The sequence below is a fragment of the Streptococcus infantis genome (genome assembly GCF_047465185.1).
GTDB classification, from domain to species: Bacteria; Bacillota; Bacilli; order Lactobacillales; family Streptococcaceae; genus Streptococcus; species Streptococcus infantis_O.
The window spans coordinates 339,757-362,287 of sequence record NZ_JASHAJ010000002.1; the positions used below are offsets into that span (position 1 = coordinate 339,757).

The following is a 22,531-nucleotide window of genomic DNA, read 5'->3' on the forward strand; positions in this document are numbered from 1 at the left end:
CCACAAGGGCTAGGATAAAAAAACTAGCAGTACAAGCCTACTAGTTTCTTCCCATTACTCTGCTTCGATGATTTCTGCTTCTTTTCGAATCGTTTCTACATCTCTTTGATACTGAGCTTCACTATAATTGACTAGTTTGGATAATTCTCTTTGCAAACTTTTACCCATAGGTTTCATAGTCGTATAGGTTAAACCACCTGAAACGACACCTCCTAGGATTGGGATAAATTTGCCCATTCCTTTTGCAAAGCCTCCCTTTGTCAGATTCACCCCAAAAATTTTCAAAACTTTTTCTAAAATGGGATACCACAAAGTCTTAGCCAAAGCCTTCTGGGGAACTGTCTTCATGACATGTTTAGCAACTGATACTCCCCCAGCTCGAAGGAGGGCTCCAGCACTATTGACCCCAAGCATGACCCCGAGATAGAGCAAGAGCGTATTTTTGGCTTCTTCACTCAATTCATTTCGTGAAGCCCAAAGATCATCATAGCCATAAATATATCCCAATTCTTGCGCTAGTTTTAAGGAGAAAGCATAAAACTGAGCAACATCAGTTGGAATGGTGATTGCAAGGGCTAGACCACCAGGAATACCTGCAAGAACAGAAGTTCCACTCGCCAATAGAACATTATCCTTAATACAAGAATCGGCAACTTTATCTAAAATATCCTGGGATAACAAGGCTGTTGGTCCCTCTTCTAGTAATCGAGGAATATCTTTTGGGTCTAATAGTTTGGAAAATTTATCTACTAAAAATTTTGAACGATCAACTTTAACAACAGGGAGTTTCACGACTTGTTGCAATACTTGCATAGCTAAATCTTGTTTAGACATCTAGTTTCTTCTCTTTTTCTTTCAATTTGAACTATATCATATCACATTTGCTCCATAAAAGAAATTTTAAGAACTTATTTTTTCTTTCTGATTAGCCTTTAAGCCTAGAATACCCTCCTTCTTCTAAACAAAAAAGAGGGTTACCCCTCTTTCTTATTTCTTATCCAGATTGCGTAACATTTCGTCAATCTTGTTTCCATACTCGATGGATTCGTCTTTGACGAAGGTCAAGTCTGGAATTTTATACAATTTCAAATTGTGACCAAGCTCACGTTTGATAGTTCCGGTTGCTTTTTCAAGGCCAATTTGGGCCTTTTGATTATCTGAAGCAAGATTACTCAAAATGGTGTAGTAAACCTTAGCTACAGACAAGTCACCTAGCATCTGAACATCTGTGATGGTCACTCCTTGGACACGAGGATCACGGACTTTCTTTTGTAAAATCTCATTAACTTCACGCTTGATTTCCATGCCTACACGATCCGTACGGAAATGATTTCCCATGCTATTCCTTCCTCTCTATTGAATCAAAAGCTAGGCCAGCAGACCTAGCTATTTCTAGAAGATAGAGGAACTAGAGCCATTTGAATCTAGGAAACAAGCCTTAGATAGAACTAAGGGTTCATCAAGGCGCTGTTGACAACGAGTCAAATGAGCTATCGTTTCTCTATTAGCGTTTAATTTCTTCCATGACATAGGCTTCAATCACATCATCCATCTTGATATCATTGTAGCCATCAATCATGAGACCACCTTCACGGCCGTTTGTAACTTCTTTGACGTCATCTTTATAGTGTTTCAAGCTTGCAAGTTCACCATCGTAAATAACGACACCGTCACGAATAACACGGACTTTAGAGTCACGGGTAACTTTACCGCTAGTAACCATAAATCCACCGATTGTTCCGACTTTAGACACTTTGAAGGTTTCACGGATAATTGCTTCACCGATAACTTTTTCTTCAAATTCTGGATCAAGCATACCTTTCATGGCTTCTTCCATCTCTTCGATAACCTTGTAGATAATGCTGTGGAGACGGATTTCTACATCGTCTGCTTCTGCTTGTTGGCGAGCTTGTGGTGTAGGACGTACGTTGAAACCAACGATAAAGGCATTTGAAGCTTCAGCAAGAGTCACGTCAGATTCGTTGATGGCACCAACTGCTGAGTGGACGATGGTAACTTTTACACCTTCCACATCAATCTTTTGTAGTGAGGCAGAAAGGGCTTCAACCGAACCTTGTACGTCGGCTTTGATGATGACATTAACAGACTTGAGTTCACCAGCTTTAAGGGTATCAAAGAGGTTTTCAAGGCTAACACGTTGTGTAGCTTGACGTTGCTTCATAAGAGCACGTTTGGCACGTTCTTCACCAGCTGCACGAGCAGATTTTTCATCTTCATAAACGGCAAAGTGATCACCCGCCATCGGTGCTTCGTTCAAACCTGTAATGGATACTGGTGTTGATGGTCCAGCAACCTTCACACGACGTCCAAGGTCATTGGTCATAGCACGGACACGTCCAAATGTATTACCTACAACGATTGGGTCTTGAACATTCAAAGTACCTTGTTGAACAAGAAGGGTTGCGACCGCACCTTTTCCTTTATCCAAACGGGCTTCGATAACAGTACCAATGGCACGAACTGTTGGATCTGCTTTGAGTTCTTGGATTTCAGCTACAAGAAGTACCGTTTCCAAGAGTTCATCGATATTTTGGTTGAATTTAGCTGAGATTTCTACAAACTCAGAATCTCCACCCCAAGCTGTTGACATAACACCGTGTTCAGCCAATTCGCCGATAACGCGTTCTGGGTTTGCACCTGGCTTATCAATCTTGTTAATAGCCACGATGATTGGAACATTAGCTGCTTTTGAGTGGTTGATGGCTTCGATAGTTTGAGGCATAACCCCGTCATCTGCCGCTACGACCAAGATCGTAATATCGGTAACAGAGGCACCACGTGCACGCATAGAAGTAAAGGCCGCGTGTCCTGGTGTATCAAGGAAGGTAATCTTCTTGCCATTTTCCTCAATCTGGTAGGCACCAATATGCTGAGTGATACCACCTGCTTCTCCTGTAGCGACACGAGAATTACGTAGGGTATCCAAAAGGGTTGTTTTACCATGGTCAACGTGTCCCATGATAGTTACAACTGGTGGACGTTCAACCAACTTGTCTTCATTTAGATATCCATCTTCTACGAAGAAACGTTCGATATCCGCATTGTCCACTTCTACCTTTTGTTTAGCTTCAATTCCATAATCAACCATGAGGAGTTCGATTGTTTCTCCATCCAAAGATTGGTTTTGAGTGGCCATAACGCCCATCATAAATAGTTTCTTAACAATCTCAGCTGGTTCACGTTTGATACGTTTTGCGATTTCCGCAACAGTCATACCATCTGTATATTCAAATTCTGTTGGCAATTCATGGAATTTACGCTCTGTAATAGGTTTTGGAGCCTGATTACGGTTATTTTGTTTATTGCCTTTTTTATTTTTCTTATTGTTATTCCAGTTACTATTTCTTTGATTTCTCACTTGATTCTGACTACTTCGATTCTTTTGTTGTTTTCTAGGACCATCTTCCTCATGATCATAATCATCACGATCTTTGTCTGGTCGAGCTTGCTTTTTACGACGTGTATCCACTACAGCCTCTTTGGCTACAGGAGCTACTTCAACTACAGGCTGAGTTTGTTCAGCTAGTTTAGCAGCTTCCTCAAAGATTTCTTCTGGCTCCTTGCGTTTGTTAGCTTGAGTCAAGGCTTCTTTGGCAACTTGAGACTGTTTGAAGCGTTCCTCGCTTGAGCGTGCGTATTCTGCATTTTGCTCAGCCTTCAGAGCTGCTGCTCGAGCTTTAAAGTCAATACGAGGACCAGCTTGGTTAGGACGATTATCAGCTTGTTGGCGATAATCATTGCCACGATTTCCTTGGCCTTGTGGTTTCTTCCCTTGGTCGTTAAAACGACGATTGTCACGGTTCCCTTGACCAGGTTTCCCACCATTACGGTTATCGTTCTTTTGACGGTTACCGTTTTGTTGTTGATCGCGGTTGTTATCCTTGTTTTGCTTGCGTCGTTCCGCTTGCTCTTTGGCACGCGCTTCACGTTCCGCCTTAAAGTTTCGACTCTGTGGTCTTGCAGCTACAACTTTTTCTTCCTTAGAAGCTGCAGGTGTAGCTGGTTTGCTTTCTTCCTTAGCAACAACTGGTTTAGCTGATGCAGGCTTTTCAACTTTCTTTTCTACACTTGCTTTTGCCGCTGCAGGTTTTGCCTCTGCCTTAGGAGCAGCAGGCTTAAAGCTAGCTATAATTTTTTCAGCAGCATCTGCTTCAACGCTTGACGAGTGGCTCTTTACCTCCAAGCCCAACTCTTTTGCACGCGCTACAACTTCCTTACTTTCTTTTCCAAGTTCTTTTGCGATTTCGTACAATCTTTTCTTAGACAAATCATGTCCTCCTCTTCTATTCCATAAGAGACCTCATTTTCTTTGTAAATCCAGCATCTGTCACAGCCAGAACCTTTCTCGATTTTCCGACTGCTATGCTTAATTCCAGTGTTGAAAACACGGTAATAACTTCTACTTGATAATAGTGGCTTTTATCCTGAATCTTCTTGGTTAGATTTGGGCTAGCATCATGAGCTAGAAATACCAATTTAACTTTCCGGTCTTGAATGGCTTTGACAACCATTTCTTCACCCGAGATGATTTTCCCTGCTCGCTGGGCCAATCCCAAGAGATTACTTACTTTTTGCTTATTCAAGTCCTAACTCTCTTCTTTTTACTTTGTGATCAACATAGGCGATCAACTCGTCATAAAAGCTTTCTTCAACTTCCATATTAAAGCTACGGTTAAAGACTTTTTTCTTTTTAGCCTCTAGGGCTTCTGCATTGTCTAGCTTGATATAAGCGCCCCGGCCATTAGCCTTGCCTGTCGGGTCGATAAAGACCTCACCTTCTTTATTCTTGACAATACGAAGTAAATCTCGCTTGTCAATCACATCGTTGGAAACAACAGACTTGCGCAAAGGGATTTTTCTTGTTTTCATCTTTCCCTCCTCTTGCAGATCTTATTCTTCAGTCAATTCGTCTGTTTCAGCGTAATCCACTTGACCTGCTTCTTCCATAGCTTCAAATTCACTTGCAGACTTGATATCGATACGGTATCCAGTCAAGTGAGCTGCCAAGCGAACATTTTGTCCACGACGACCGATAGCAAGAGATAGTTTGTTATCTGGCACAACGACTAAGGCACGTTTGCTGTCATTTTCATCAAAGATAACTTGGTCAACTTCGGCAGGAGCAATGGCATTGTAGATAAACTCAGCTGGATCCGCTACCCACTCGATAACGTCGATGTTTTCTTCTACAGGAATCATGCGGTCGCTCTTAGCATCGTAGCGAGCTGGGTGGAATTTGCTAGTGATTTTCTTGATGTTTGCACCACCACGTCCAACGATTGTTCCGATAGCATCCACGTTAGGATTGTGACTGCGAACAGCAACTTTAGTACGGTCACCTGCTTCACGGGCTACGCTCATGATTTCAACAGTTCCATCATATACTTCAGGAATTTCTTGCTCCATCAAACGTTTGATCATTTCTGGATGGCTACGGCTAACAAAGACGTTTACTCCACGAGGATTATCTTCAACCTTGTAGACATAAACTTCGATACGATCATGAGAAGCAAACACTTCTCCAGGAATTTGGTCTTGTTTTGACAATTGGGCTTCAATGCTGCCAAGGTTGACATAAATGAAACGGTTGTCAAAACGTTCTACTGTACCTGACATGATTTCTTGTTCATGCTCTTTGTATGTATTGTAGGTAATGGCACGTGTTTGCTTACGCATTTTTTCCATGATTGTTTGTTTAGCAGATTGGGCTGCTACACGACCAAACTCTCCTGGTGCTTCTTCAAATTTGATTTTGTCACCAAGCTCATAGGCTGAATTAATAGCAAGGGCATCTTTTAAACTGATTTCCAAACGGCTATCAAATACTTCATCAACAACTTCACGGACAGTATAGACAGTAAAGTCACCTGTCTTTTCGTTGAAATCAATAGCTACACTATCTGATTGACCATAGCGTCTACGGTAAGCAGAACGAAGTGATTCTACTACTGCGTCTATGATATCTTCTTTCTTGATTCCCTTGTCTTCTTCCAAAATGCGGAAGGCCTCTAGCATTTCTTTACTCATGTTCTTTTTACTTTTGAATTCTCAAAAGCTATCCTTTCTTTCTATAATTTTACTGCTAAACGTGCTTTTGATACCAAGTTATATGGAATTTGGACTGTTTTCTTGCGAGTTTTATCCATATATTCCATGGTCAACTCATCCTCTTCAAAGGACAACAAGGTTCCTTCAAAAACCTTTTGCTTGTCGATGGCTTGGTAGAGCCCGACATGGATGTATTTCCCAACAGCTCCAGCGACTGCTTCCTTGGTTTTCAAAGGGCGCTCCAATCCTGGACTTGTAATTTCTAGGAAATATTGTTCTGGGAAGGGATCCGGCTTGATAGTATCCAGGACAGGACTGATAATTTCAGTCAAGTCTGCCGTATCATTCAAGGTGATTCCTTCAGGCTTGTCTACAAAAATACTAAGAATCATGTCACTGCCAATCTTTCCGTACTCGATATCTACGAGTTCAAAAGGAGCTTCAATAACAGGTTCTACGACTTCTCTGACTAATTCAACGATAGTTGCGATTGCGTCCACCTCCTCATAAGCAAGAGGCGAAGATATCTCCCCGCCTCTCTTTCTTATATTCTTGTTATTAAGTATAGCACTTTTTAGTAATAATGTAAAGCATAAGCACTCAAGTAGCCTGACTTCAAGCTTTTTCTTAAAATTCTGCTTCAACTCTGTAAATGACTTGACCCTTGCTTGAAAACTTTTGCTCATACTCAGTCATGACATTTCCTTCAAAGTCGCTGGCATGTAAATCTAACCAAACACCATTGAGTTTCATGCCATATTGTGAAAAGCTCACTAAGCTATATTCAAACAAGCCACGATTATCTGTCTTGAAATGAATTTCACCGTGTTCAGGCAAGATTCGTTTGAAAGTATCCAAGAAGCTCTTATAAGTCAAACGACGCTTCTCATGGCGTTTTTTAGGCCATGGATCCGAGAAATTCAAATACAAGCGATCAATTTCACCATCTTCAAAATAATTGGTCAATTCTGAACCATCAACCCATAGAAGTTTGATGTTGGGAACTCCAACTTCTAAGACCTTGTCTAAAGCATAGCTTAATACAGACTTCTGAATATCAATCCCGATATAGTTGATACCAGGATTTTGTTTGGCCATTCCTGTTACGAAAGCACCTTTGCCGCTACCAACCTCTACATGGATTGGATTGTCATTGCCAAACAAATCTCGCCACTTCCCTTTAGCCTCTGTGGGATTTAAAACAACATACTGCGGATTAGCCTCTAACAGTTCTGTTGCCCCTTTACGATTTCTAACTCTCATTTTTTCTTTCCATACTTATCTCGGAAGCTACGCAAAGCATAGATTTCCCGATTTACATTATCCAAATCTTGATTTTCATAGTATTTGGTAATGAGGCTCAAAAATGACAGTTGAGCATACCAATATAACTTATTCAAGACAGTTTGATTATACTTATAGCCATAATTAGCTAGCCATTCTTGCCACTGATACTCTGGAATATAGTGACAGAGCAGATAGGCCACATCAAACATACGATCAGTCAAGCGAACAGAATCCCAATCTACTAAATAAATCAAGCCACTCTCTGTCTCAAACCAGTTGCTATGACGAACATCCCCATGGACTATGGTTGCATAGTCTTCTCTAAAGCCAGGAAGATTCTCACGCAAATCACCTAAAACCATACGTAGATACTGGTTGTTTTTTAAAGCATCCGGAGCCTTGTTTACCCATGACTGAAGTAAATCCGAAGGTGTTTCCATTGCATATCCCAATCGTGTCAACTGGGTCATTAAGGGACGTGAACAGTGTAAACGTGTCAAAATATCGATAATTTGCTTACGGTTCATATCACTTGGCGTCAAAATTTTTCCTGTCAACCATTCCTGAGCGGACATATCACGGCCGTCTGGTAAACGACGGCTCCAGAGCAATTGTGGTGCAATTTGCTCTCTAGCTAAACCAGGCAGGATTGGAGAAGTATTCATTTTTATAAAAACACGTTTTCCATCAGGATAACTTCCCATATAAGCTTTTCCGCTCTTCCCAGATATCGGGGTTAGCGTTAGCTCAATATCACCCAAGTCCATTTCTTTCCTCCGAATAAAGTTTCCTTATTATTCTACTAATTTTTATGCTATTCGTCAACCAATCTTCTCAGTTGATACGGCAAATAAAGAAATTGCAAGACAAGACTTGCTCCCACAAGTGCTAGAACAAGAATTTTGTCCTTAAAAACAAGCAATCCTATGAGACTTTCCAAGATTAATACAAAGACCCCAATCGCTCTCAAAATTTCCTTCAAGCCTTTCTCTTTTTGCCCCTTACCTACTGGGAATAATTGCGTCAAATATTGATAGTCAAAGGCATGATAGAGGGCTAGAAGTTGGAATAACAAAAGATAATTGAATAAAATTACAATTGCGACTGCAATCCAAGATTGCTCAATGAAGATGAGAGCGGCCAAAGATAGGATTATGAGCCGCAGACTAAGGGCGAATAAATCTCCATTTCTCAGATAGGAACGAAGATAGAGGTTCTGCCAGATTTTCCCTGGTACTTTCTGAACTCCCTTGAGAATAAAGTCCAGATAAGCTCGGCGCTTAACACTATTTGAAATCCCCTTGACCTGTGTAAAGAGGGCAAAGAATCGAAGCAAAAACTGCTTACGTTTACTTTCTTGTGCAATTACATAATCCCAGTCAAGTCCATTTCCAAGGAAAAAGTTGCTAGACTTTTGGCGAAAAATCACATATTTTACTATCCCCAAGACAAGGAGATAGACTCCAAAAAACGGCAAACCAAGACCCATGGCTAAGAATAAAGGCGCAAACAGGAGCAAAAAGAGAGTCTGTACACTGACCCAAAAGATGAAAGAAATCAGACTCTGCTTCTGGATGTGTTCTCTCACTTCTTCTTCAGCAACTAAAAGAAATAGTTTGTCAGGCACTTCTAGATAGGTCGCAATACCACCCCAAAGCAAAAGTAAAATAGATATCATCCCAATCAAAATTAGGATTGGGAAATGATTCTCAGGAAAATGTTGGAGCAACTGGTTGTACTGGTAGGCCAAAAATCCTAACAACACCAACAAAAATAAGACAAAATGGTCATTGAGCACATAACGGAGATAGCCCAAGCATTCCTTGCGAAATTCCTGCTTTCGTTTTAAAAACAAGTCCTTCATAACTCCTCCTCTTTGGTCAGAGCCAAATAGATATCATTGAGGCTTGCTTCTGGCATATCAAAGGCTTCTCGGAGCTGTTGGAGATTTCCTTTGGCTCTTACTTGACCTTTGTGAAGAATGACAAAAGAGTCACACATCTTTTCAGCAGAATCAAGAACGTGGGTACTCATAAGGATAGACTTTCCTTTTTTCTTTTCCGCTTCTAAAAGTTGAATCAAATCTGAAATCGCCAAAGGATCAAGACCAAGGAAAGGTTCGTCTACGATAAAGAGACTAGGATCCACGACAAAGGCACAGATAATCATAACCTTTTGCTTCATCCCTTTGGAAAAATGAACTGGAAACCAATCCAATTTCTGATCCAAACGGAACATTTTCAAAAGCGGTTCTACACGTTCAAAAGCTAGATTTTGCTCAATACCATAAGCCATGGCAACCGTCTCAATATGCTCTCTGAGAGTCAATTCTTCATACAAGCTAGGAGTTTCAGGGATATAACCAATTTTCTTGCGATAGCTCGTAGCATCCTCTCCTAGAGTCAATCCGTCAATCTTAATCTCCCCACTATATGGCGTCAAAAGACCAATAATCTCATTGATAGTCGTTGATTTCCCTGCACCATTCAAACCTATCAAACCTACCAACTGTCCGCTCTCAACTGTAAAGGACACATCTTTCAAGACAGGGACATGAACATAGCCTCCTGTCAGATTTTTAATTTCTAACATATTTTCTCCGAATCTGGTATAATGTAGCTATATTATATCAAAATTCAATACACTAGAGGTGGTTTTTATGTCAGATTGTATTTTTTGTAAGATTATCACAGGAGAAATCCCTGCAGCCAAGGTTTATGAGGACGAGCAAGTCCTTGCCTTTCTTGATATTTCTCAAGTAACACCTGGTCATACCTTGGTCGTACCCAAAGAACACTATCGCAACCTTTTAGAAATGGATGCTTCGAGTGCTAGTCAACTCTTTGCTAAGATTCCATTGGTAGCACAAAAAGTCATGACTGCTACTAAAGCCAAGGGTATGAATATCATCGCCAACTGTGAAGAAATCGCTGGACAAACCGTTTTTCATACCCATGTCCACCTCGTTCCTCGTTATGGTGCCGAGGATGACCTAAAAATTGACTTTGTTGCCCATGAACCTGACTTTGACAAACTTGCCCAAGTCGCTGAAACGATCAAAAACGCTTAAGGAGTTCCTATGAAACTATCAAATTTACTACTTTTTGCTGGATCAGCAGTCGGATCTTACCTCCTCGTTAAAAATCGTGAAGTTATCACTGAAGAAGTTTTAGATACAACTGATCGCGTTGAAGCAATCAAAGGTGATTTAGATATTATCCAAAATAGCTTACAAATTATCAATCAACAAAAAGAAGTCATCAAGGAATACCAAGAAGACCTAACCTATAAATTTAAAGTCTTAGAAAAAGACCTCCAAGCAAGACTTGCTGTGATAAAAGAACTACGAGAAACTGAAGAAAACTAAAAAAGAAAGCATCCAACTTTCCTCACATCCCCTTAAATCCATCTTGGATTCCCAGCTCCTAACAGAAAAGGGAGGGACTAAACATGAAACAGTTTTTAAAAGTCATCTTGATTATTTCCGGTTGCTTCTGTCTTTTTGTAACCCTAGCATTTCTACTTGTGACCAATCTTTTCAAGGCCTCATCAAGTGACATTCGAGAAGGAAATGAAACCTTAAAACAAATCTTTATCTCCCTTGACCTGCCTCCTGAGAAAGTTGAATCAAATGGACACTATCAATACGAGGGGGGAGGATTAGATTTTTATGTGACTTTCTCAGATGAGGTCATCAATAGCCACCCTGTCCTTAAAGAAAGTCCAAACCTCACTAAAAACCGACTCAAAGTCTATGTCCTACAGACAGGAGATATTTCTTACTATAAAGTAGGGGATAACTTGTTTAATCATGGTTTAATACAATTTTTAGAGGAGGAAGGCGAGAAGTATTTCCGAGAAAACGGAAAGAAATCACATTCTTCTTACACAATTCTAACTTTGAATGATCCGGAAAGCATGAAAAAGGGAATCGCATTCTATGAAAAAGCGTTGACCTTGGTGGATATCCAGGATAATTCGGCGATTAAGCACATTGATACCGTAACTGTGAAACCCGACAAAGAAGCGGAACTCAAGCAAGTCATCCAGGAAATGGATGCAGCCGGTTTGCTCATTCAAAAATATCAATAGCAGATTAGTCAGAGAATCTTTTCTCCGATACTAACTACAAACAAAAAAAGAGCCTTATGGCTCTTTTGTTTTATTCACCCTCAAAGGCATCTTTTATATGGTCAAAGAAGCCTTTTTTCTTTGGATTGACTTTCAAATCACCTGCAGCTGCGAATTCTTTCAAGGCTGCTTTTTGGCGATCGTTCAATCCTGTAGGCGTAACGACATTAACAGTGACGTATTGGTCACCAACAGCACCGCCACGAAGACTAGGAGCTCCCTTACCACGTAGACGGAATCGTTTACCGGTTTGAGTTCCCTCTGGAATCACCAATTCAACATCACCGTGAACGGTTGGAATATCGACAGTATCCCCAAGAGTTGCTTGGACGATATTGAGGTTTAACTTGTAGAAAATAGTTGTTCCTTCACGCTCAAATTTATCGCTTGCTTCTACAGAAACTACTACATACAAGTCTCCATAAGGACCACCGTTAAAGCCTGCCTCCCCTTGACCAGCTAGACGAATTTGTTGACCAGTTTCGACACCTGCTGGAATTTTCACATGGACACTGTGGGCTTGTTTTTCATGACCTGTTCCATGACAGGTTGTACATGGTTCTTTGATTTCTTTTCCGCGGCCATGACAGACATCACAGGTTACTTGGCGACGCATCATACCAAGCGGTGTTTGAGTATCGACGTTGATAACACCAGAACCGTGACAGCGTCCACAAGTAACTGGACTTGTTCCAGGCTTAGCACCTGATCCGTTACAAGTACGACAGCTTGATTCACGATTGTATTTGACTTCTTTTTCAGTACCAAAGATGGCCTCTTCAAAAGTCAAATTGACGCGATACTGGAGGTCATCACCTTGACGAGGAGCGTTTGGATTGCGAGAAGAACCGCCTCCGCCGAAAAAACTTGAGAAGATATCTTCAAATCCACCAAAACCGCCTGCACCATCGAAGCCTCCGAAACCGCCTGCACCACCAAAGCCACCGTTGGCTCCAGCCGCACCGTATTGGTCATAGGCAGCCCGTTTCTGTTCATCGCTCAAAGTCTCATAGGCTTCTTGAACTTCCTTGTACTTTTCCTCAGCACCAGGCTCTTTGTTGATATCTGGGTGATATTTTTTAGATAATTTCCGATAGGCTTTCTTGATCTCATCTTGAGATGCATTCTTTGAAACGCCCAAACGGTCATAAAATTCAGTATTGTTCATTTAAGATACCAAGACCGTAAAATTCGACTGAAAAATAGGAAATCTGACGCAGGAGCGATGCTCCTAGACAGATTTATCTTTTTTCCGAGAATTTAGGTCGGGTTCAGTTCCTTTCTTTTATATTGAGTAAGAAACTTCAGAGCTCGAGTTCAATTCCCCGAACACTCTTTGTTCCTTTCTATAATTTTCATGTAAAACTTTAGAGGCTGTTTTCTATACTCTGCTTCACTTGATCAAATTCTTCATCTGATAGAGTAAATATCAAATCCTCTTCTGCATACTCGTTTTGTTCTTTAAAATAGTTGTCCGTATTCTCTGCCAGCCCTAAACTTAGAATCACTTTTCTTGCAAACTCTTGATATGCAAAACCGATAGCCGTAATGATTTGTTTATCTTGCACAAGAACTTTCGGTTGGAAATTTTCGCGTGGAAGAAATTCAAAATAGTCAAAGAAATTTTGCCAAATTCCACCTGTGAATTTCGTATCCTTCAACAGACCTGCTTTCGCTAATAAAAGAGGCGCTGAAGAAATGGCTGCAATTAGGATATCTCGCTCATCAAGACTTCTCAAAAACGAGATCAATTTCTCATCTTGTAGAGCAGGACCTATATTGACCATTCCTGGCAAAATCACACAAGAATACTCTTCTATACAGATTTGATCTAGTGTTTTCGTCGGTTGACAGGGCAAACCATCCTCAGAGACCACCATCGAATGATCTGAAGCGACATAATCAATCGTGATATCAAAAGACATAGCTAAAGTACTCGTTAAAGTGGTTATCTCATAAAGAGAAAAATTAGGATAAATGATACAAAGTACTTTTTTCATACGCAACATCCTCTATTTTACCGAAAAACAGAGGCTGGGTTGCAACCTCTGGATTTCTTCCTATCATTACGACATTCTAAAACAAAGTCGATTATACTTTGTTTTAGAACTAGTAAGGCTGAATTGAGTTTCGGCTAGATCGAGCACGCCCTAACCTCTTGGTGAAAAAGGCAAATCTTTCTAGAAACTAAAGTTTCTGCGTCAGATTTCCTATTTTCACTGTGAGGTTTTAACGGGCTTTGCATCTTATTTTTCAGTAAACTCTCCGTCTACGACGTCATCGCCTGCGTTTCCTGTTGCTTGTGCGCCTTCTGCTCCTGCTTGAGCTTGTTGCGCTGCTGCGGCTTGTTCGTAGAGTTTAACCGCAAGTCCTTGTGCTTTTTCGTTCAATGCTTCAAGTTTTGCTTTCATTTCGTCCAAGTTGTTGTCTTCTTGAGCTTTCTTAAGATCATCAAGGGCAGCTTGTGCAGCATCACGTTCTGCATCGAAGCCTTTGCCTTCAGTTTCTTTGATTGTCTTTTCAGTCGCAAAGATAGCTTGGTCTACTTCGTTACGAAGGTCTACTTCTTCTTTACGTTTCTTATCTGCTTCAGCGTTTGCTTCTGCATCTTTCATCATGCGGTCGATTTCTTCGTCTGTCAAACCTGAGTTCGATTGGATAACAATTGTTTGTTCTTTTTGAGTTCCAAGATCTTTGGCTTTAACAGATACGATACCGTTCTTATCGATGTCAAATGTTACTTCGATTTGTGGAATACCACGAGGTGCAGCTGGGATATCAGTCAATTGGAAGCGTCCAAGAGTCTTGTTATCTGCTGCCATTGGGCGTTCACCTTGAAGAACGTGGATATCAACGGCTGGTTGGTTGTCTGCTGCAGTTGAGAAGACTTGTGATTTAGATGTTGGAATAGTAGTGTTGCGATCGATAAGTTTTGTAAATACTCCACCCATTGTTTCGATACCAAGCGACAATGGTGTTACGTCAAGAAGGACAACGTCTTTCACATCACCAGTGATGACACCACCTTGGATTGCAGCTCCCATAGCAACTACTTCATCAGGGTTAACTGATTTGTTTGGTTCTTTACCAGTTTCAGCTTTAACAGCTTCAACAACGGCAGGGATACGAGTTGAACCACCGACAAGAATCACTTCATCGATTTCTGACAAGCTCAAACCTGCATCTGAAAGGGCTTGACGAACTGGAGTTTTAGTACGTTCTACGAGGTCACGAGTCAAATCGTCAAATTTAGCACGAGTCAAGGTCGTTTCCAAGTGAAGAGGTCCAGCCTCACCAGCAGTGATAAATGGCAAGCTGATTTGAGTTGAAGTCACTCCAGAAAGGTCTTTCTTCGCTTTTTCTGCCGCATCTTTCAAACGTTGAAGAGCCATCTTGTCGTTTGACAAGTCGATACCATTTTCTTTCTTGAATTCTGCTACTAAGTAGTCGATGATTTTTTGGTCAAAGTCGTCACCACCGAGTTTGTTATCCCCTGCAGTTGCCAATACATCGAAGACACCATCACCCAATTCAAGGATAGATACGTCGAATGTACCACCACCAAGGTCGAATACCAAGATTTTTTCTTCTTTGTCAGTCTTATCCAAACCGTAAGCAAGAGCTGCTGCAGTTGGTTCGTTGACGATACGTTCTACTTCAAGGCCAGCGATTTTACCAGCGTCTTTAGTTGCTTGACGTTGAGCATCGTTAAAGTAAGCTGGAACTGTGATAACAGCCTTGGTTACTTTTTCACCAAGGTATTCTTCAGCATAACCTTTCAAGTATTGAAGAATCATAGCTGAGATTTCTTGTGGTGTGTATTCTTTACCGTTTGCAGAAACTTTTTCAGAAGTACCCATCTTAGATTTGATAGAAATCACTGTATCTGGGTTTGTGACTGCTTGACGTTTTGCAGCGTCACCAACGATGATTTCACCATTTTTGAATGATACTACAGATGGTGTTGTACGGTTTCCTTCTGGGTTTGCGATGATTTTTGATTCAGTTCCTTCAAGAACTGCAACTGCTGAGTTTGTTGTACCTAAGTCAATACCAATAATTTTAGACATATGTTTTTCTCCTTAAATTTTATATTCTATTTTTCTTTTTGATACTCTCCTTAGGTGGCGGCGCCGTCAGAGCTTAACTTCGTTAATCTCTTTGACTAAACTTTGAGCCTAAGGTCTCAAAGTTTGCGCAAATAGCGCCACGGCGAAGAGTATCGCCAATGGTTCGCTTCGCTCACTATTGCAAAGCTGAATAATTTTTTATCTTTCTTCATAGTTTTCTGTCGTTTCGGACAAGGTTTTTAAGTTCTCTAGACTAGTTGTAGACAACTACCATAGCCGGTCTTAGGATGCGGTCATGGAGTTTGTAGCCTTTTTGAAAGACTTGTGCGATGGTGTCAGCTGGATGCTCATCATCAGCTGGGACTGTTTGAATAGCCATATGGTAGTTATGGTCAAACTCTCCATCAGCTGCGATTTCCTCGATTCCTTCTTCTTTCAGAGCATGAATCAAACTTTCTTGGACCATTTCCAAGCCCTTCTTCACATCATCTGTCAAGCCTTCAACGGCAAGAGCGCGTTCAAGGTTATCAAGCGATGGCAAAATTGCTTTTGCCAAATCTTGGCTGCGATAGCGTTGCAAGAGTTGACGCTCTTCATTGGCACGACGCTGAATGTTTTGCATTTCTGCGTGGGCACGAAGATATTTGTTTTCAAACTCCTCGGCACGTTCATTAGCCAAGTCCAATTCCAACTTCTCGGGAGTTGTTTCTTCAGCTGTTTCCACAACTTCCTCTTCTTTTACTTCTTTATTTTTTATATCTTGGGCCATTTTCGCCTCCTTTAATGATTTCAATCTTAATTCACTTCATAGTGATTGCTGCTGAGATAGCGGTAAAAATCCGTCAACTTCATGGTCAAAACTCGATTGACAACGTTGAGTTGATTGACCAATTGTTGATAATCCAGATTAACTGGACCAATAATCGCAAGGATTCCAAACCCACGATAGGGAATCAGGAACTTACTGCTAATTACTGCTAAGTCAGCAAGACAAGATTCTTGGCTATCCGCAACTCGGACACTTTGCATCTGGTCGCCAATCAGATTCTCTCGAATTTCCAAAGCTACCTTTTGTGGCTGATCAAAAAATTGATAGGCCGCTAAATTAGCGAAATTCAAAAGATTGACTTTGCCAGAAACCACGATATTTTCATTGAACATTTCTTTGAAGATATGCTCAATAAGATCCATAACGTTATCCGTTGTTGTGAAGTAACGTTGGATAATTTGCGGAATCTCTGTCCGAATCTTGTAGTGAATATCCAAAACAGTCTGATCCAGGAAACGTTCTTGAATCATGGTCTTGAGGCGATTTAAATCCTCCTGCAAGAAATTTCTCGGAATCAAAAACTGACTGGTAACTGTTCTAGACTCATCAAGCGTAAAAACAGCAAGAGCTGTATGTTGCCCGAGGACAACAATATCAAAAGCTGTTAGCTTCTGCCTACTTGGTTCAACATCCAGCGCTACAACCGTACAACCACTCAAGTCTGACAAGATTTTCGTTGCCTCTTGAAGAATATCCTCAAGCTTGAAGAATTCTTGATCAAAGGCTTTTACAATCTCATAAACTTGATTTTCAGCTAAACGGTCAAAGGATAGGGAGTGTTTGACATAGTATTGAAAACCAGCCACACTCGGCATACGACCACTGGAAGTATGAGCCTTTTCAAGTAAACCTTGCTTTTCTAAAACTGCCATATCATTTCGAATGGTAGCACTACTAGAGTTGATAGACTCTTGCAAGGCCTTAGATCCAACAGGTTCGTGCGTTTTGGTAAAGATGTCAATAATCAGATTTAAAATATTCTGCTGACGTTCTGTAACCATCTCGCTACTCCTCTCTGATAGATCTTTTTAGCACTCGACACATCCAAGTGCTAACTTATGATTCTATTATACACCCTTAGTAAAGAATGTCAAGACAAAAACTCAAAAATTAGCACTCTTTTAACAAGAGTGCTAAAAATCAGTCTGAGGACCTAAAAAATCATCTTACATTCTCAAGATATTTCTTTTTAAGTCTGTAAAAACTATAGATTAGGTAAGAAATCATGAGGGCATAAAGGGCAAAAATAAGGAAGAAAGATTGAGAGAGACTTTCGCGAAACAAGCTCATACAAATAACTAGACCGCCAGAGATAGAAACTGTAGATGTACGAAGTCTAGATTTCACATCAGCCCATTGAAGACGATTGTCCACGAAAGATTGATCATTTAAATCTACATCACAAGTTACTTTTCGAAAAATAGAATAAGAACAATTTTCCACAAATTCCCATCCTCTATCCTTAATACTTTGTAAATCTACCTCATTTTTTCTAAGGTAGCTTGTATTCCACACACGGTAAATTACATCATCAGGTTGGCATTGTTCAAAATAGAAAAAGCCAAAACGATTCGATTTAAATTTCCAACCTTTCAAATGCATCTCATGCAAATAATCTTCTACCCTATCCAAATCAAAAATGGTAAACATTCGAAATTGTACTTTGCTATTCATTGTCTAACCTCCAAAATGGTTTTATTTATCGGATAATTCTTTCCATTTTTGAAACAATCTCCAAAAAATATAAGAAATCTGAATCGCGAAAATGATCAATAAAGTACAGTCTATGATAACAATCAAAAACATTCCCCAACTGAAATAACTTCTTCCACTGAGTAACTTTGAGAAAACCGGTAGTAACGCTGAAAAGAGAAGCAAAACAGGAAGCATCCGCATTGTTAAAATCTTCTTGACCATGGCTAACTTCCCGGACGCGTCATTATAAATTTCAAACTCGGCATCCGACTCAACTCCAGAATAAAGCTTTCTAAAGTAGGAAAAACCATTAAAGTCTGCAATATGCTCCCAGCCACAATCTTTAAACAGTTGTAAATAGGAAGCTCTCTCTGACTTTTTCATAGGATAAAAATCCAACTGATAAACCACCTGCTCCGGTTGGCACTTTTCAAAAGTATACTTAACCGCAATTACTAAGCTAGAGTAACTTACTTCCTTAAGTTTCCAGCCCTCAGCATGCATTTTACTGAGATAGAGAGCCTCTCTATCATAATCCGCAATGGTACAAATCCTATAAACAACTTTCTTTTCCATCAAAGCTCCTCCCGACTATTTCTGTAGAGCCGTTCAATACGTTTCAACTCAATCTCTAAAACTTTTCGACCCAAGTCTGTTATCTGATAGATTTTACGTTTTTCCTCTTCTCGGACAAAGGAAACCAAGCCATCCTTTTCCATCTTTGACAGGGTTCCATACATAGTTCCAGGACTAATTGATACTTGCGAATCTGTCATCTCTTTGACCTTTTGTGTAATACCATAACCATGGTTCTCCTTTTGCAGACAGAACAGAATATAAAAACCCGTTTCAGTCATGGGAAGGTAGACACGCCTAATTTTATCTGTTAATTCCATTTAATCAGACCTCCTATTTAGTTCGATATATCGCACCTCGTTATATAAACTATATCACACCTCGATATAAATTGCAAGAAAAAAAGATCGTCCTCAAGGACAATCTTTCTGATTAATCATTAGTATAGATCTAGGTAGTTATCAATTTCCCATTGTGAAACGAAGGTTGCATAGCTTGCCCACTCAATTCGTTTAGCTTCAAGGAAGCTAGTGTAGATGTGTTCACCTAGAGCTGCTTTAACCACTTCGTCTTCTGTCATGGCCTTCAAAGCGTTGTGAAGAGTTGATGGAAGGTCTGTGATGCCAGCCTCTTTACGCTCTTCTGCAGTCATGATATAGATGTTTTCTTCGATTGGCGCTGGTGCTTCGATTTTGTTTTCGATCCCGTGTAAACCAACTTCCAAAAGAACAGCCATTGCGATGTATGGATTAGCCATTGGGTCAACTGAGCGCAACTCAAGTCGAGTTCCCATTCCACGAGTAGCAGGAACGCGCACCAACGGTGAACGGTTACGACCAGCCCAAGCGATGTAAACAGGTGCTTCATACCCTGGAACCAAACGTTTATATGAGTTAACTGTTGGGTTCATAATAGCTGTGTAATTGTAAGCGTGCTTGATCAAACCACCAAGGAAATGATAGGCTGTTTCTGACAATTGCATTCCTTTTGGATCATTTGGATCAAAGAAGGCGTTGTTCCCTTCATCATCAAACAAGGACATATTGCAGTGCATTCCTGAACCAGCGATACCAAATTTAGGTTTAGCCATAAAGGTTGCATACAAACCATGTTTACGCGCAATTGTCTTTACAACGAGTTTAAAGATTTGAATCTTATCACAAGCACGAAGAACTTCATCGTATTTAAAGTCAATCTCATGTTGACCTACGGCCACTTCGTGGTGACTTGCTTCCACTTCAAATCCCATTTTGGTCAAGACGTTAACAATCTCACGACGAGTGTTATCAGCAAGGTCTGTAGGCGCCAAATCAAAGTAACCACCCTTGTCATTTACTTCAAGAGTTGGGTCTCCATTTTCATCAAGCTTAAACAGGAAGAATTCTGGTTCCGGACCAAGGTTGAAAGATTTGAATCCTACTTTTTCCATGTGATGAAGAGCTCGTTTAAGGTTGCTTCGAGGATCTCCAGCAAATGGCTCTCCTTCTGTTGTATAGACATCACAGATCAATCCTGCGACACTACCGTTCTCATCTCCCCAAGGGAAGACAGTCCATGTGTCCAGGTCAGGGTACAAGTACATATCTGATTCATTGATACGAACAAACCCTTCAATAGAAGATCCATCAAACATAGCCTTGTTTGACAAGACCTTGTCTAGTTGTTCATCTGTAGCAGGAATTTCGACGTTTTTCATTGTTCCCAAAATATCTGAAAACATAAGACGAATAAAGGTTACATTTTTTTCCTTAACTTCACGACGAATATCTGCAGCTGTGATTGGCATGGTTTTTCTCCTTATATATGACGACTAGCGGTTACCTAACCGCGACCAAAAGGTGATTGTTGAGAAGCAAAGCGACTTTGTTGAAGAACCTCGTTCCGAAGGGCCCGACGCACCTCAGTTTGACTGACTGGTTTTTTAGCTTTCGCTTCACGTTCGGCATATTTTTTCTTGATAGCAGCAATGTTCAGACCTTCAGAGATATAATCCTTAATCTCAAGCAACCGATCCATATCATTTAAAGAATACATCCGGCGATTACCTTCGTTTCGATCAGGTTTTATCAACTCCTGGTCCTCATAGTAACGAATTTGGCGGGCCGAAAGATCGGTTAGCTTCATAACACTACCAATAGGGAAAACTGCCATATTGCGGCGAAATTCTTTTTCCTTCATGTACACTTCCTTCTTTCTGTCTATTATAGTCTAAAAAAAATCAATCGTCAATTGTTTATGTCATGTTTTGTGACATTATTTTATTTTTTTCAGCAAAATACTCCGCAAACGGTCAATGTCGTAATTTACAAGAATTGCTACAAAAACACCCATAAATGTTTCAAAAACTCGGGCAAACACGTACAAAACAGTCTCACCATTTGGAATTGATAGGGTAATAATCAACATGGCTGCAACTCCACCGATGACTCCCGACTTATTATTCATGGCGACATTTGTCATAATGGTTAACATGGTACAAATCGGAACAACCAGGAGAGTTACCAAAAAGACTCCCTGAAAAAAATTATTTAGGAGGAAGAAAATCAGTGCATAAAAACCACCGATGCTATTCCCTAAAATACGAGAAGTACCAAAATGAACACTCTTATCAAAGTCTTCTCTCAAACTAAAGACAGCCGTTAGCGCTCCGATTTGAAGTCCCTTCCATCCAAAAAAACCAAAAATCATAAGGACCAAAAAAACAGCGATTCCTGTTTTAAACGTTCGCATCCCTAACTTAAACTTAGATTTGTCAAATGTATACTTTTTAAAATAACTCATCATTTCATCTTTCTTTTTTTCCATTTTACCATATTTTTACTTTTTGAGAAAAGGATTCATAAGCAGAAAAAGAGAAGGGTTCAATCCTTCTCTTTGATAACGATTTACGATTTAAAATAAATACATGAAAGCTAAAGTTAAGAGACTAGCTAGCAAACCGACTAACCAGAAGAAGAAATCGACTTTCCACTCACTCCAAGGCTGACCTTTACCTGAAAAGCCACCCAATTCAAAATGGTGGTGAACTGGAGTCATACGGAAGATACGCTTTCCGCCAGACAACTTAAAGTAGCTAACTTGCATCATGACAGATGTCGTTTCAAAAACATACACTATACCAATCAAGAGTAGCGTCCATTCTTGGTGTAGCGCCATGGAAATAGCAGCCAACATCCCTCCAAGAGCAAGACTTCCCACATCACCCATGAACACCTTAGCAGGCTTGTGGTTAAAGACAAAGAAGCCAAGAAGACCACCAATCATGGCAAAAATCACTAAGAGGATATCTAATTGGTTTTGCACATAAGCAATCACTCCATAGGCTGACAGGCTAATCACTACCGAGATACTTGCTAAACCATCAATCCCGTCAGTCAAGTTAACAGCATTTGAAAAACCAACTAGCCAGAAGAGAGCAAAAAGGATGTAAAGAACACCTAAGTGTAAAGGATAACCAAATATATTTAAGATATCTCCTCCTCTTTCATAAAAGAAATAGAAGATAACCCCTCCGACCAACTGAAGCAAGAGTTTTTGTTTAGGATTGAGCCCTTCATTGATTTTACGGAAAACCTTGAGGAAATCATCTAAGAAACCAACCAATCCATATAAGACTAGGATAAAAAGAATCATTCCGACATTGTTGGTTAGTTGATTGGTCAAAAGAGCAAGAACTAAACTAACTAAAACACTTGTTACGAGAAAGACAAGTCCTCCCATTGTCGGCGTTCCAGCTTTAGCCTGGTGTTGTTTCACATCCTCATGCATTTGTTGACCGGTAATCTGTGCTTTATGGTAAAAACGAATAAAGGCTGGAATTCCTACTACTGTAAGAACAAAAGTAAGGATTCCAGGAAAGATAGAAACTAGCATT

General features: G+C 40.3%; 26 protein-coding genes. 3 read left to right on the plus strand and 23 right to left on the minus strand.

Features of this window, described 5'->3' with window-relative positions:
* Positions 1-54 precede the first annotated feature (54 nt).
* From QM382_RS05160 to QM382_RS05210, 11 genes are all read right to left on the minus strand, one after another.
* Positions 55-834 (minus strand): hypothetical protein, encoded by a 780-nt coding sequence (locus QM382_RS05160; RefSeq protein WP_414272667.1) that lies wholly within the window; start codon positions 832-834, stop codon positions 55-57.
* Between the two features lie 153 nt (positions 835-987).
* A complete protein-coding gene (gene rbfA / locus QM382_RS05165) occupies positions 988-1,338 on the minus strand; it encodes a 30S ribosome-binding factor RbfA (protein WP_004251823.1) in 351 nt (116 codons plus the stop codon).
* A 166-nt stretch (positions 1,339-1,504) separates the two neighbouring features.
* Positions 1,505-4,288 (minus strand): translation initiation factor IF-2, encoded by a 2,784-nt coding sequence (gene infB / locus QM382_RS05170; protein ID WP_414272668.1) that lies wholly within the window; start codon positions 4,286-4,288, stop codon positions 1,505-1,507.
* A 16-nt stretch (positions 4,289-4,304) separates the two neighbouring features.
* Positions 4,305-4,604: a YlxQ-related RNA-binding protein gene (locus tag QM382_RS05175; protein ID WP_004251819.1), complete on the minus strand. Its 300-nt coding sequence runs from the start codon at positions 4,602-4,604 to the stop codon at positions 4,305-4,307.
* Positions 4,597-4,890, minus strand: coding sequence for an RNase P modulator RnpM (gene rnpM, locus QM382_RS05180; protein ID WP_004251817.1), 294 nt, complete (start codon positions 4,888-4,890; stop codon positions 4,597-4,599). Before rnpM ends, QM382_RS05175 begins: the two co-directional genes overlap by 8 nt.
* A 21-nt stretch (positions 4,891-4,911) precedes the next feature.
* Positions 4,912-6,048 carry a transcription termination factor NusA gene (gene nusA, locus QM382_RS05185; protein WP_004251816.1) on the minus strand — a complete coding sequence of 379 codons (1,137 nt, stop codon included), beginning with the start codon at positions 6,046-6,048 and terminating at the stop codon, positions 4,912-4,914.
* A gap of 41 nt (positions 6,049-6,089) precedes the next feature.
* Positions 6,090-6,569 (minus strand): ribosome maturation factor RimP, encoded by a 480-nt coding sequence (gene rimP / locus QM382_RS05190; protein WP_004251813.1) that lies wholly within the window; start codon positions 6,567-6,569, stop codon positions 6,090-6,092.
* Positions 6,570-6,696: 127 nt separating this feature from the next.
* A complete protein-coding gene (gene trmB / locus QM382_RS05195; protein WP_414272669.1) occupies positions 6,697-7,332 on the minus strand; it encodes a tRNA (guanosine(46)-N7)-methyltransferase TrmB in 636 nt (211 codons plus the stop codon).
* Positions 7,329-8,123: a cell cycle regulator CcrZ gene (ccrZ, locus tag QM382_RS05200; RefSeq protein ID WP_024053516.1), complete on the minus strand. Its 795-nt coding sequence runs from the start codon at positions 8,121-8,123 to the stop codon at positions 7,329-7,331. Before ccrZ ends, trmB begins: the two co-directional genes overlap by 4 nt.
* 47 nt (positions 8,124-8,170) lie before the next feature.
* Positions 8,171-9,220, minus strand: a complete 1,050-nt coding sequence (locus QM382_RS05205) for an ABC transporter permease (protein WP_414272670.1) — start codon at positions 9,218-9,220, stop codon at positions 8,171-8,173.
* Entirely contained in the window at positions 9,217-9,948 is a 732-nt protein-coding gene (locus QM382_RS05210; protein ID WP_049494158.1) for an ABC transporter ATP-binding protein, read from the minus strand. Before QM382_RS05210 ends, QM382_RS05205 begins: the two co-directional genes overlap by 4 nt.
* Before the next feature lie 67 nt (positions 9,949-10,015).
* Here QM382_RS05210 and QM382_RS05215 point away from each other — a divergent pair, with 67 nt between their 5' ends.
* The 3 genes from QM382_RS05215 (at position 10,016) to QM382_RS05225 (ending at position 11,448) form a co-directional block, all read left to right on the plus strand.
* Positions 10,016-10,426: an HIT family protein gene (locus QM382_RS05215; protein ID WP_414272671.1), complete on the plus strand. Its 411-nt coding sequence runs from the start codon at positions 10,016-10,018 to the stop codon at positions 10,424-10,426.
* 9 nt (positions 10,427-10,435) lie between these two features.
* Positions 10,436-10,723 carry a hypothetical protein gene (locus QM382_RS05220; protein WP_414272672.1) on the plus strand — a complete coding sequence of 96 codons (288 nt, stop codon included), beginning with the start codon at positions 10,436-10,438 and terminating at the stop codon, positions 10,721-10,723.
* Between the two features lie 83 nt (positions 10,724-10,806).
* Entirely contained in the window at positions 10,807-11,448 is a 642-nt protein-coding gene (locus tag QM382_RS05225; RefSeq protein ID WP_414272673.1) for a hypothetical protein, read from the plus strand.
* Positions 11,449-11,518: 70 nt separating this feature from the next.
* Here the strand turns inward: QM382_RS05225 and dnaJ are convergent, their stop codons facing one another.
* The 12 genes from dnaJ to mraY all read right to left on the minus strand — a co-directional run bounded on the left by dnaJ (position 11,519) and on the right by mraY (position 22,530).
* The gene (gene dnaJ / locus QM382_RS05230) at positions 11,519-12,655 is read right to left on the minus strand and encodes a molecular chaperone DnaJ (RefSeq protein ID WP_414272674.1); all 1,137 of its coding nucleotides are present in this window, start codon (positions 12,653-12,655) and stop codon (positions 11,519-11,521) included.
* A 199-nt stretch (positions 12,656-12,854) separates the two neighbouring features.
* Positions 12,855-13,487 carry a DJ-1/PfpI family protein gene (locus QM382_RS05235; RefSeq protein WP_414272675.1) on the minus strand — a complete coding sequence of 211 codons (633 nt, stop codon included), beginning with the start codon at positions 13,485-13,487 and terminating at the stop codon, positions 12,855-12,857.
* Between the two features lie 246 nt (positions 13,488-13,733).
* Positions 13,734-15,557: a molecular chaperone DnaK gene (gene dnaK, locus QM382_RS05240; RefSeq protein WP_414272676.1), complete on the minus strand. Its 1,824-nt coding sequence runs from the start codon at positions 15,555-15,557 to the stop codon at positions 13,734-13,736.
* A gap of 253 nt (positions 15,558-15,810) precedes the next feature.
* A complete protein-coding gene (gene grpE / locus QM382_RS05245; RefSeq protein WP_004251792.1) occupies positions 15,811-16,326 on the minus strand; it encodes a nucleotide exchange factor GrpE in 516 nt (171 codons plus the stop codon).
* A gap of 26 nt (positions 16,327-16,352) precedes the next feature.
* Positions 16,353-17,387 carry a heat-inducible transcriptional repressor HrcA gene (gene hrcA / locus QM382_RS05250; RefSeq protein ID WP_178895437.1) on the minus strand — a complete coding sequence of 345 codons (1,035 nt, stop codon included), beginning with the start codon at positions 17,385-17,387 and terminating at the stop codon, positions 16,353-16,355.
* 160 nt (positions 17,388-17,547) lie between these two features.
* A complete protein-coding gene (locus QM382_RS05255) occupies positions 17,548-18,060 on the minus strand; it encodes a DUF2812 domain-containing protein (protein ID WP_414272677.1) in 513 nt (170 codons plus the stop codon).
* Between the two features lie 21 nt (positions 18,061-18,081).
* Entirely contained in the window at positions 18,082-18,657 is a 576-nt protein-coding gene (locus tag QM382_RS05260) for a DUF2812 domain-containing protein (protein WP_000412843.1), read from the minus strand.
* Positions 18,657-18,977, minus strand: a complete 321-nt coding sequence (locus tag QM382_RS05265) for a PadR family transcriptional regulator (protein WP_000423982.1) — start codon at positions 18,975-18,977, stop codon at positions 18,657-18,659. The genes QM382_RS05260 and QM382_RS05265 overlap by 1 nt, the downstream gene beginning before the upstream one ends.
* A 119-nt stretch (positions 18,978-19,096) precedes the next feature.
* Complete coding sequence (gene glnA / locus QM382_RS05270; RefSeq protein ID WP_004251784.1) at positions 19,097-20,443, minus strand: type I glutamate--ammonia ligase; 1,347 nt, start codon at positions 20,441-20,443, stop codon at positions 19,097-19,099.
* A 35-nt stretch (positions 20,444-20,478) separates the two neighbouring features.
* Positions 20,479-20,835 (minus strand): transcriptional repressor GlnR, encoded by a 357-nt coding sequence (gene glnR / locus QM382_RS05275; protein ID WP_000659542.1) that lies wholly within the window; start codon positions 20,833-20,835, stop codon positions 20,479-20,481.
* 75 nt (positions 20,836-20,910) lie between these two features.
* Entirely contained in the window at positions 20,911-21,438 is a 528-nt protein-coding gene (locus QM382_RS05280) for an FUSC family protein (RefSeq protein ID WP_414272745.1), read from the minus strand.
* Positions 21,439-21,549: 111 nt separating this feature from the next.
* Complete coding sequence (mraY, locus tag QM382_RS05285; RefSeq protein ID WP_414272678.1) at positions 21,550-22,530, minus strand: phospho-N-acetylmuramoyl-pentapeptide-transferase; 981 nt, start codon at positions 22,528-22,530, stop codon at positions 21,550-21,552.
* Position 22,531: the final 1 nt, after the last annotated feature.

What these genes read in the sequence shown, in the direction of transcription:
- QM382_RS05160 (WP_414272667.1), bottom strand. Translation starts at nt 834, where the DNA reads ATGTCTAAACAAGATTTAGCTATGCAAGTATTGCAACAAGTCGTGAAA.
- rbfA (WP_004251823.1), bottom strand. Translation starts at nt 1,338, where the DNA reads ATGGGAAATCATTTCCGTACGGATCGTGTAGGCATGGAAATCAAGCGT.
- rnpM (WP_004251817.1), bottom strand. Translation starts at nt 4,890, where the DNA reads ATGAAAACAAGAAAAATCCCTTTGCGCAAGTCTGTTGTTTCCAACGAT.
- nusA (WP_004251816.1), bottom strand. Translation starts at nt 6,048, where the DNA reads ATGAGTAAAGAAATGCTAGAGGCCTTCCGCATTTTGGAAGAAGACAAG.
- trmB (WP_414272669.1), bottom strand. Translation starts at nt 7,332, where the DNA reads ATGAGAGTTAGAAATCGTAAAGGGGCAACAGAACTGTTAGAGGCTAAT.
- ccrZ (WP_024053516.1), bottom strand. Translation starts at nt 8,123, where the DNA reads ATGGACTTGGGTGATATTGAGCTAACGCTAACCCCGATATCTGGGAAG.
- QM382_RS05205 (WP_414272670.1), bottom strand. Translation starts at nt 9,220, where the DNA reads ATGAAGGACTTGTTTTTAAAACGAAAGCAGGAATTTCGCAAGGAATGC.
- QM382_RS05210 (WP_049494158.1), bottom strand. Translation starts at nt 9,948, where the DNA reads ATGTTAGAAATTAAAAATCTGACAGGAGGCTATGTTCATGTCCCTGTC.
- QM382_RS05215 (WP_414272671.1), top strand. Translation starts at nt 10,016, where the DNA reads ATGTCAGATTGTATTTTTTGTAAGATTATCACAGGAGAAATCCCTGCA.
- QM382_RS05220 (WP_414272672.1), top strand. Translation starts at nt 10,436, where the DNA reads ATGAAACTATCAAATTTACTACTTTTTGCTGGATCAGCAGTCGGATCT.
- QM382_RS05225 (WP_414272673.1), top strand. Translation starts at nt 10,807, where the DNA reads ATGAAACAGTTTTTAAAAGTCATCTTGATTATTTCCGGTTGCTTCTGT.
- dnaJ (WP_414272674.1), bottom strand. Translation starts at nt 12,655, where the DNA reads ATGAACAATACTGAATTTTATGACCGTTTGGGCGTTTCAAAGAATGCA.
- QM382_RS05235 (WP_414272675.1), bottom strand. Translation starts at nt 13,487, where the DNA reads ATGAAAAAAGTACTTTGTATCATTTATCCTAATTTTTCTCTTTATGAG.
- dnaK (WP_414272676.1), bottom strand. Translation starts at nt 15,557, where the DNA reads ATGTCTAAAATTATTGGTATTGACTTAGGTACAACAAACTCAGCAGTT.
- grpE (WP_004251792.1), bottom strand. Translation starts at nt 16,326, where the DNA reads ATGGCCCAAGATATAAAAAATAAAGAAGTAAAAGAAGAGGAAGTTGTG.
- hrcA (WP_178895437.1), bottom strand. Translation starts at nt 17,387, where the DNA reads ATGGTTACAGAACGTCAGCAGAATATTTTAAATCTGATTATTGACATC.
- QM382_RS05255 (WP_414272677.1), bottom strand. Translation starts at nt 18,060, where the DNA reads ATGAATAGCAAAGTACAATTTCGAATGTTTACCATTTTTGATTTGGAT.
- QM382_RS05260 (WP_000412843.1), bottom strand. Translation starts at nt 18,657, where the DNA reads ATGGAAAAGAAAGTTGTTTATAGGATTTGTACCATTGCGGATTATGAT.
- QM382_RS05265 (WP_000423982.1), bottom strand. Translation starts at nt 18,977, where the DNA reads ATGGAATTAACAGATAAAATTAGGCGTGTCTACCTTCCCATGACTGAA.
- glnA (WP_004251784.1), bottom strand. Translation starts at nt 20,443, where the DNA reads ATGCCAATCACAGCTGCAGATATTCGTCGTGAAGTTAAGGAAAAAAAT.
- glnR (WP_000659542.1), bottom strand. Translation starts at nt 20,835, where the DNA reads ATGAAGGAAAAAGAATTTCGCCGCAATATGGCAGTTTTCCCTATTGGT.
- QM382_RS05280 (WP_414272745.1), bottom strand. Translation starts at nt 21,438, where the DNA reads ATGAGTTATTTTAAAAAGTATACATTTGACAAATCTAAGTTTAAGTTA.
- mraY (WP_414272678.1), bottom strand. Translation starts at nt 22,530, where the DNA reads ATGCTAGTTTCTATCTTTCCTGGAATCCTTACTTTTGTTCTTACAGTA.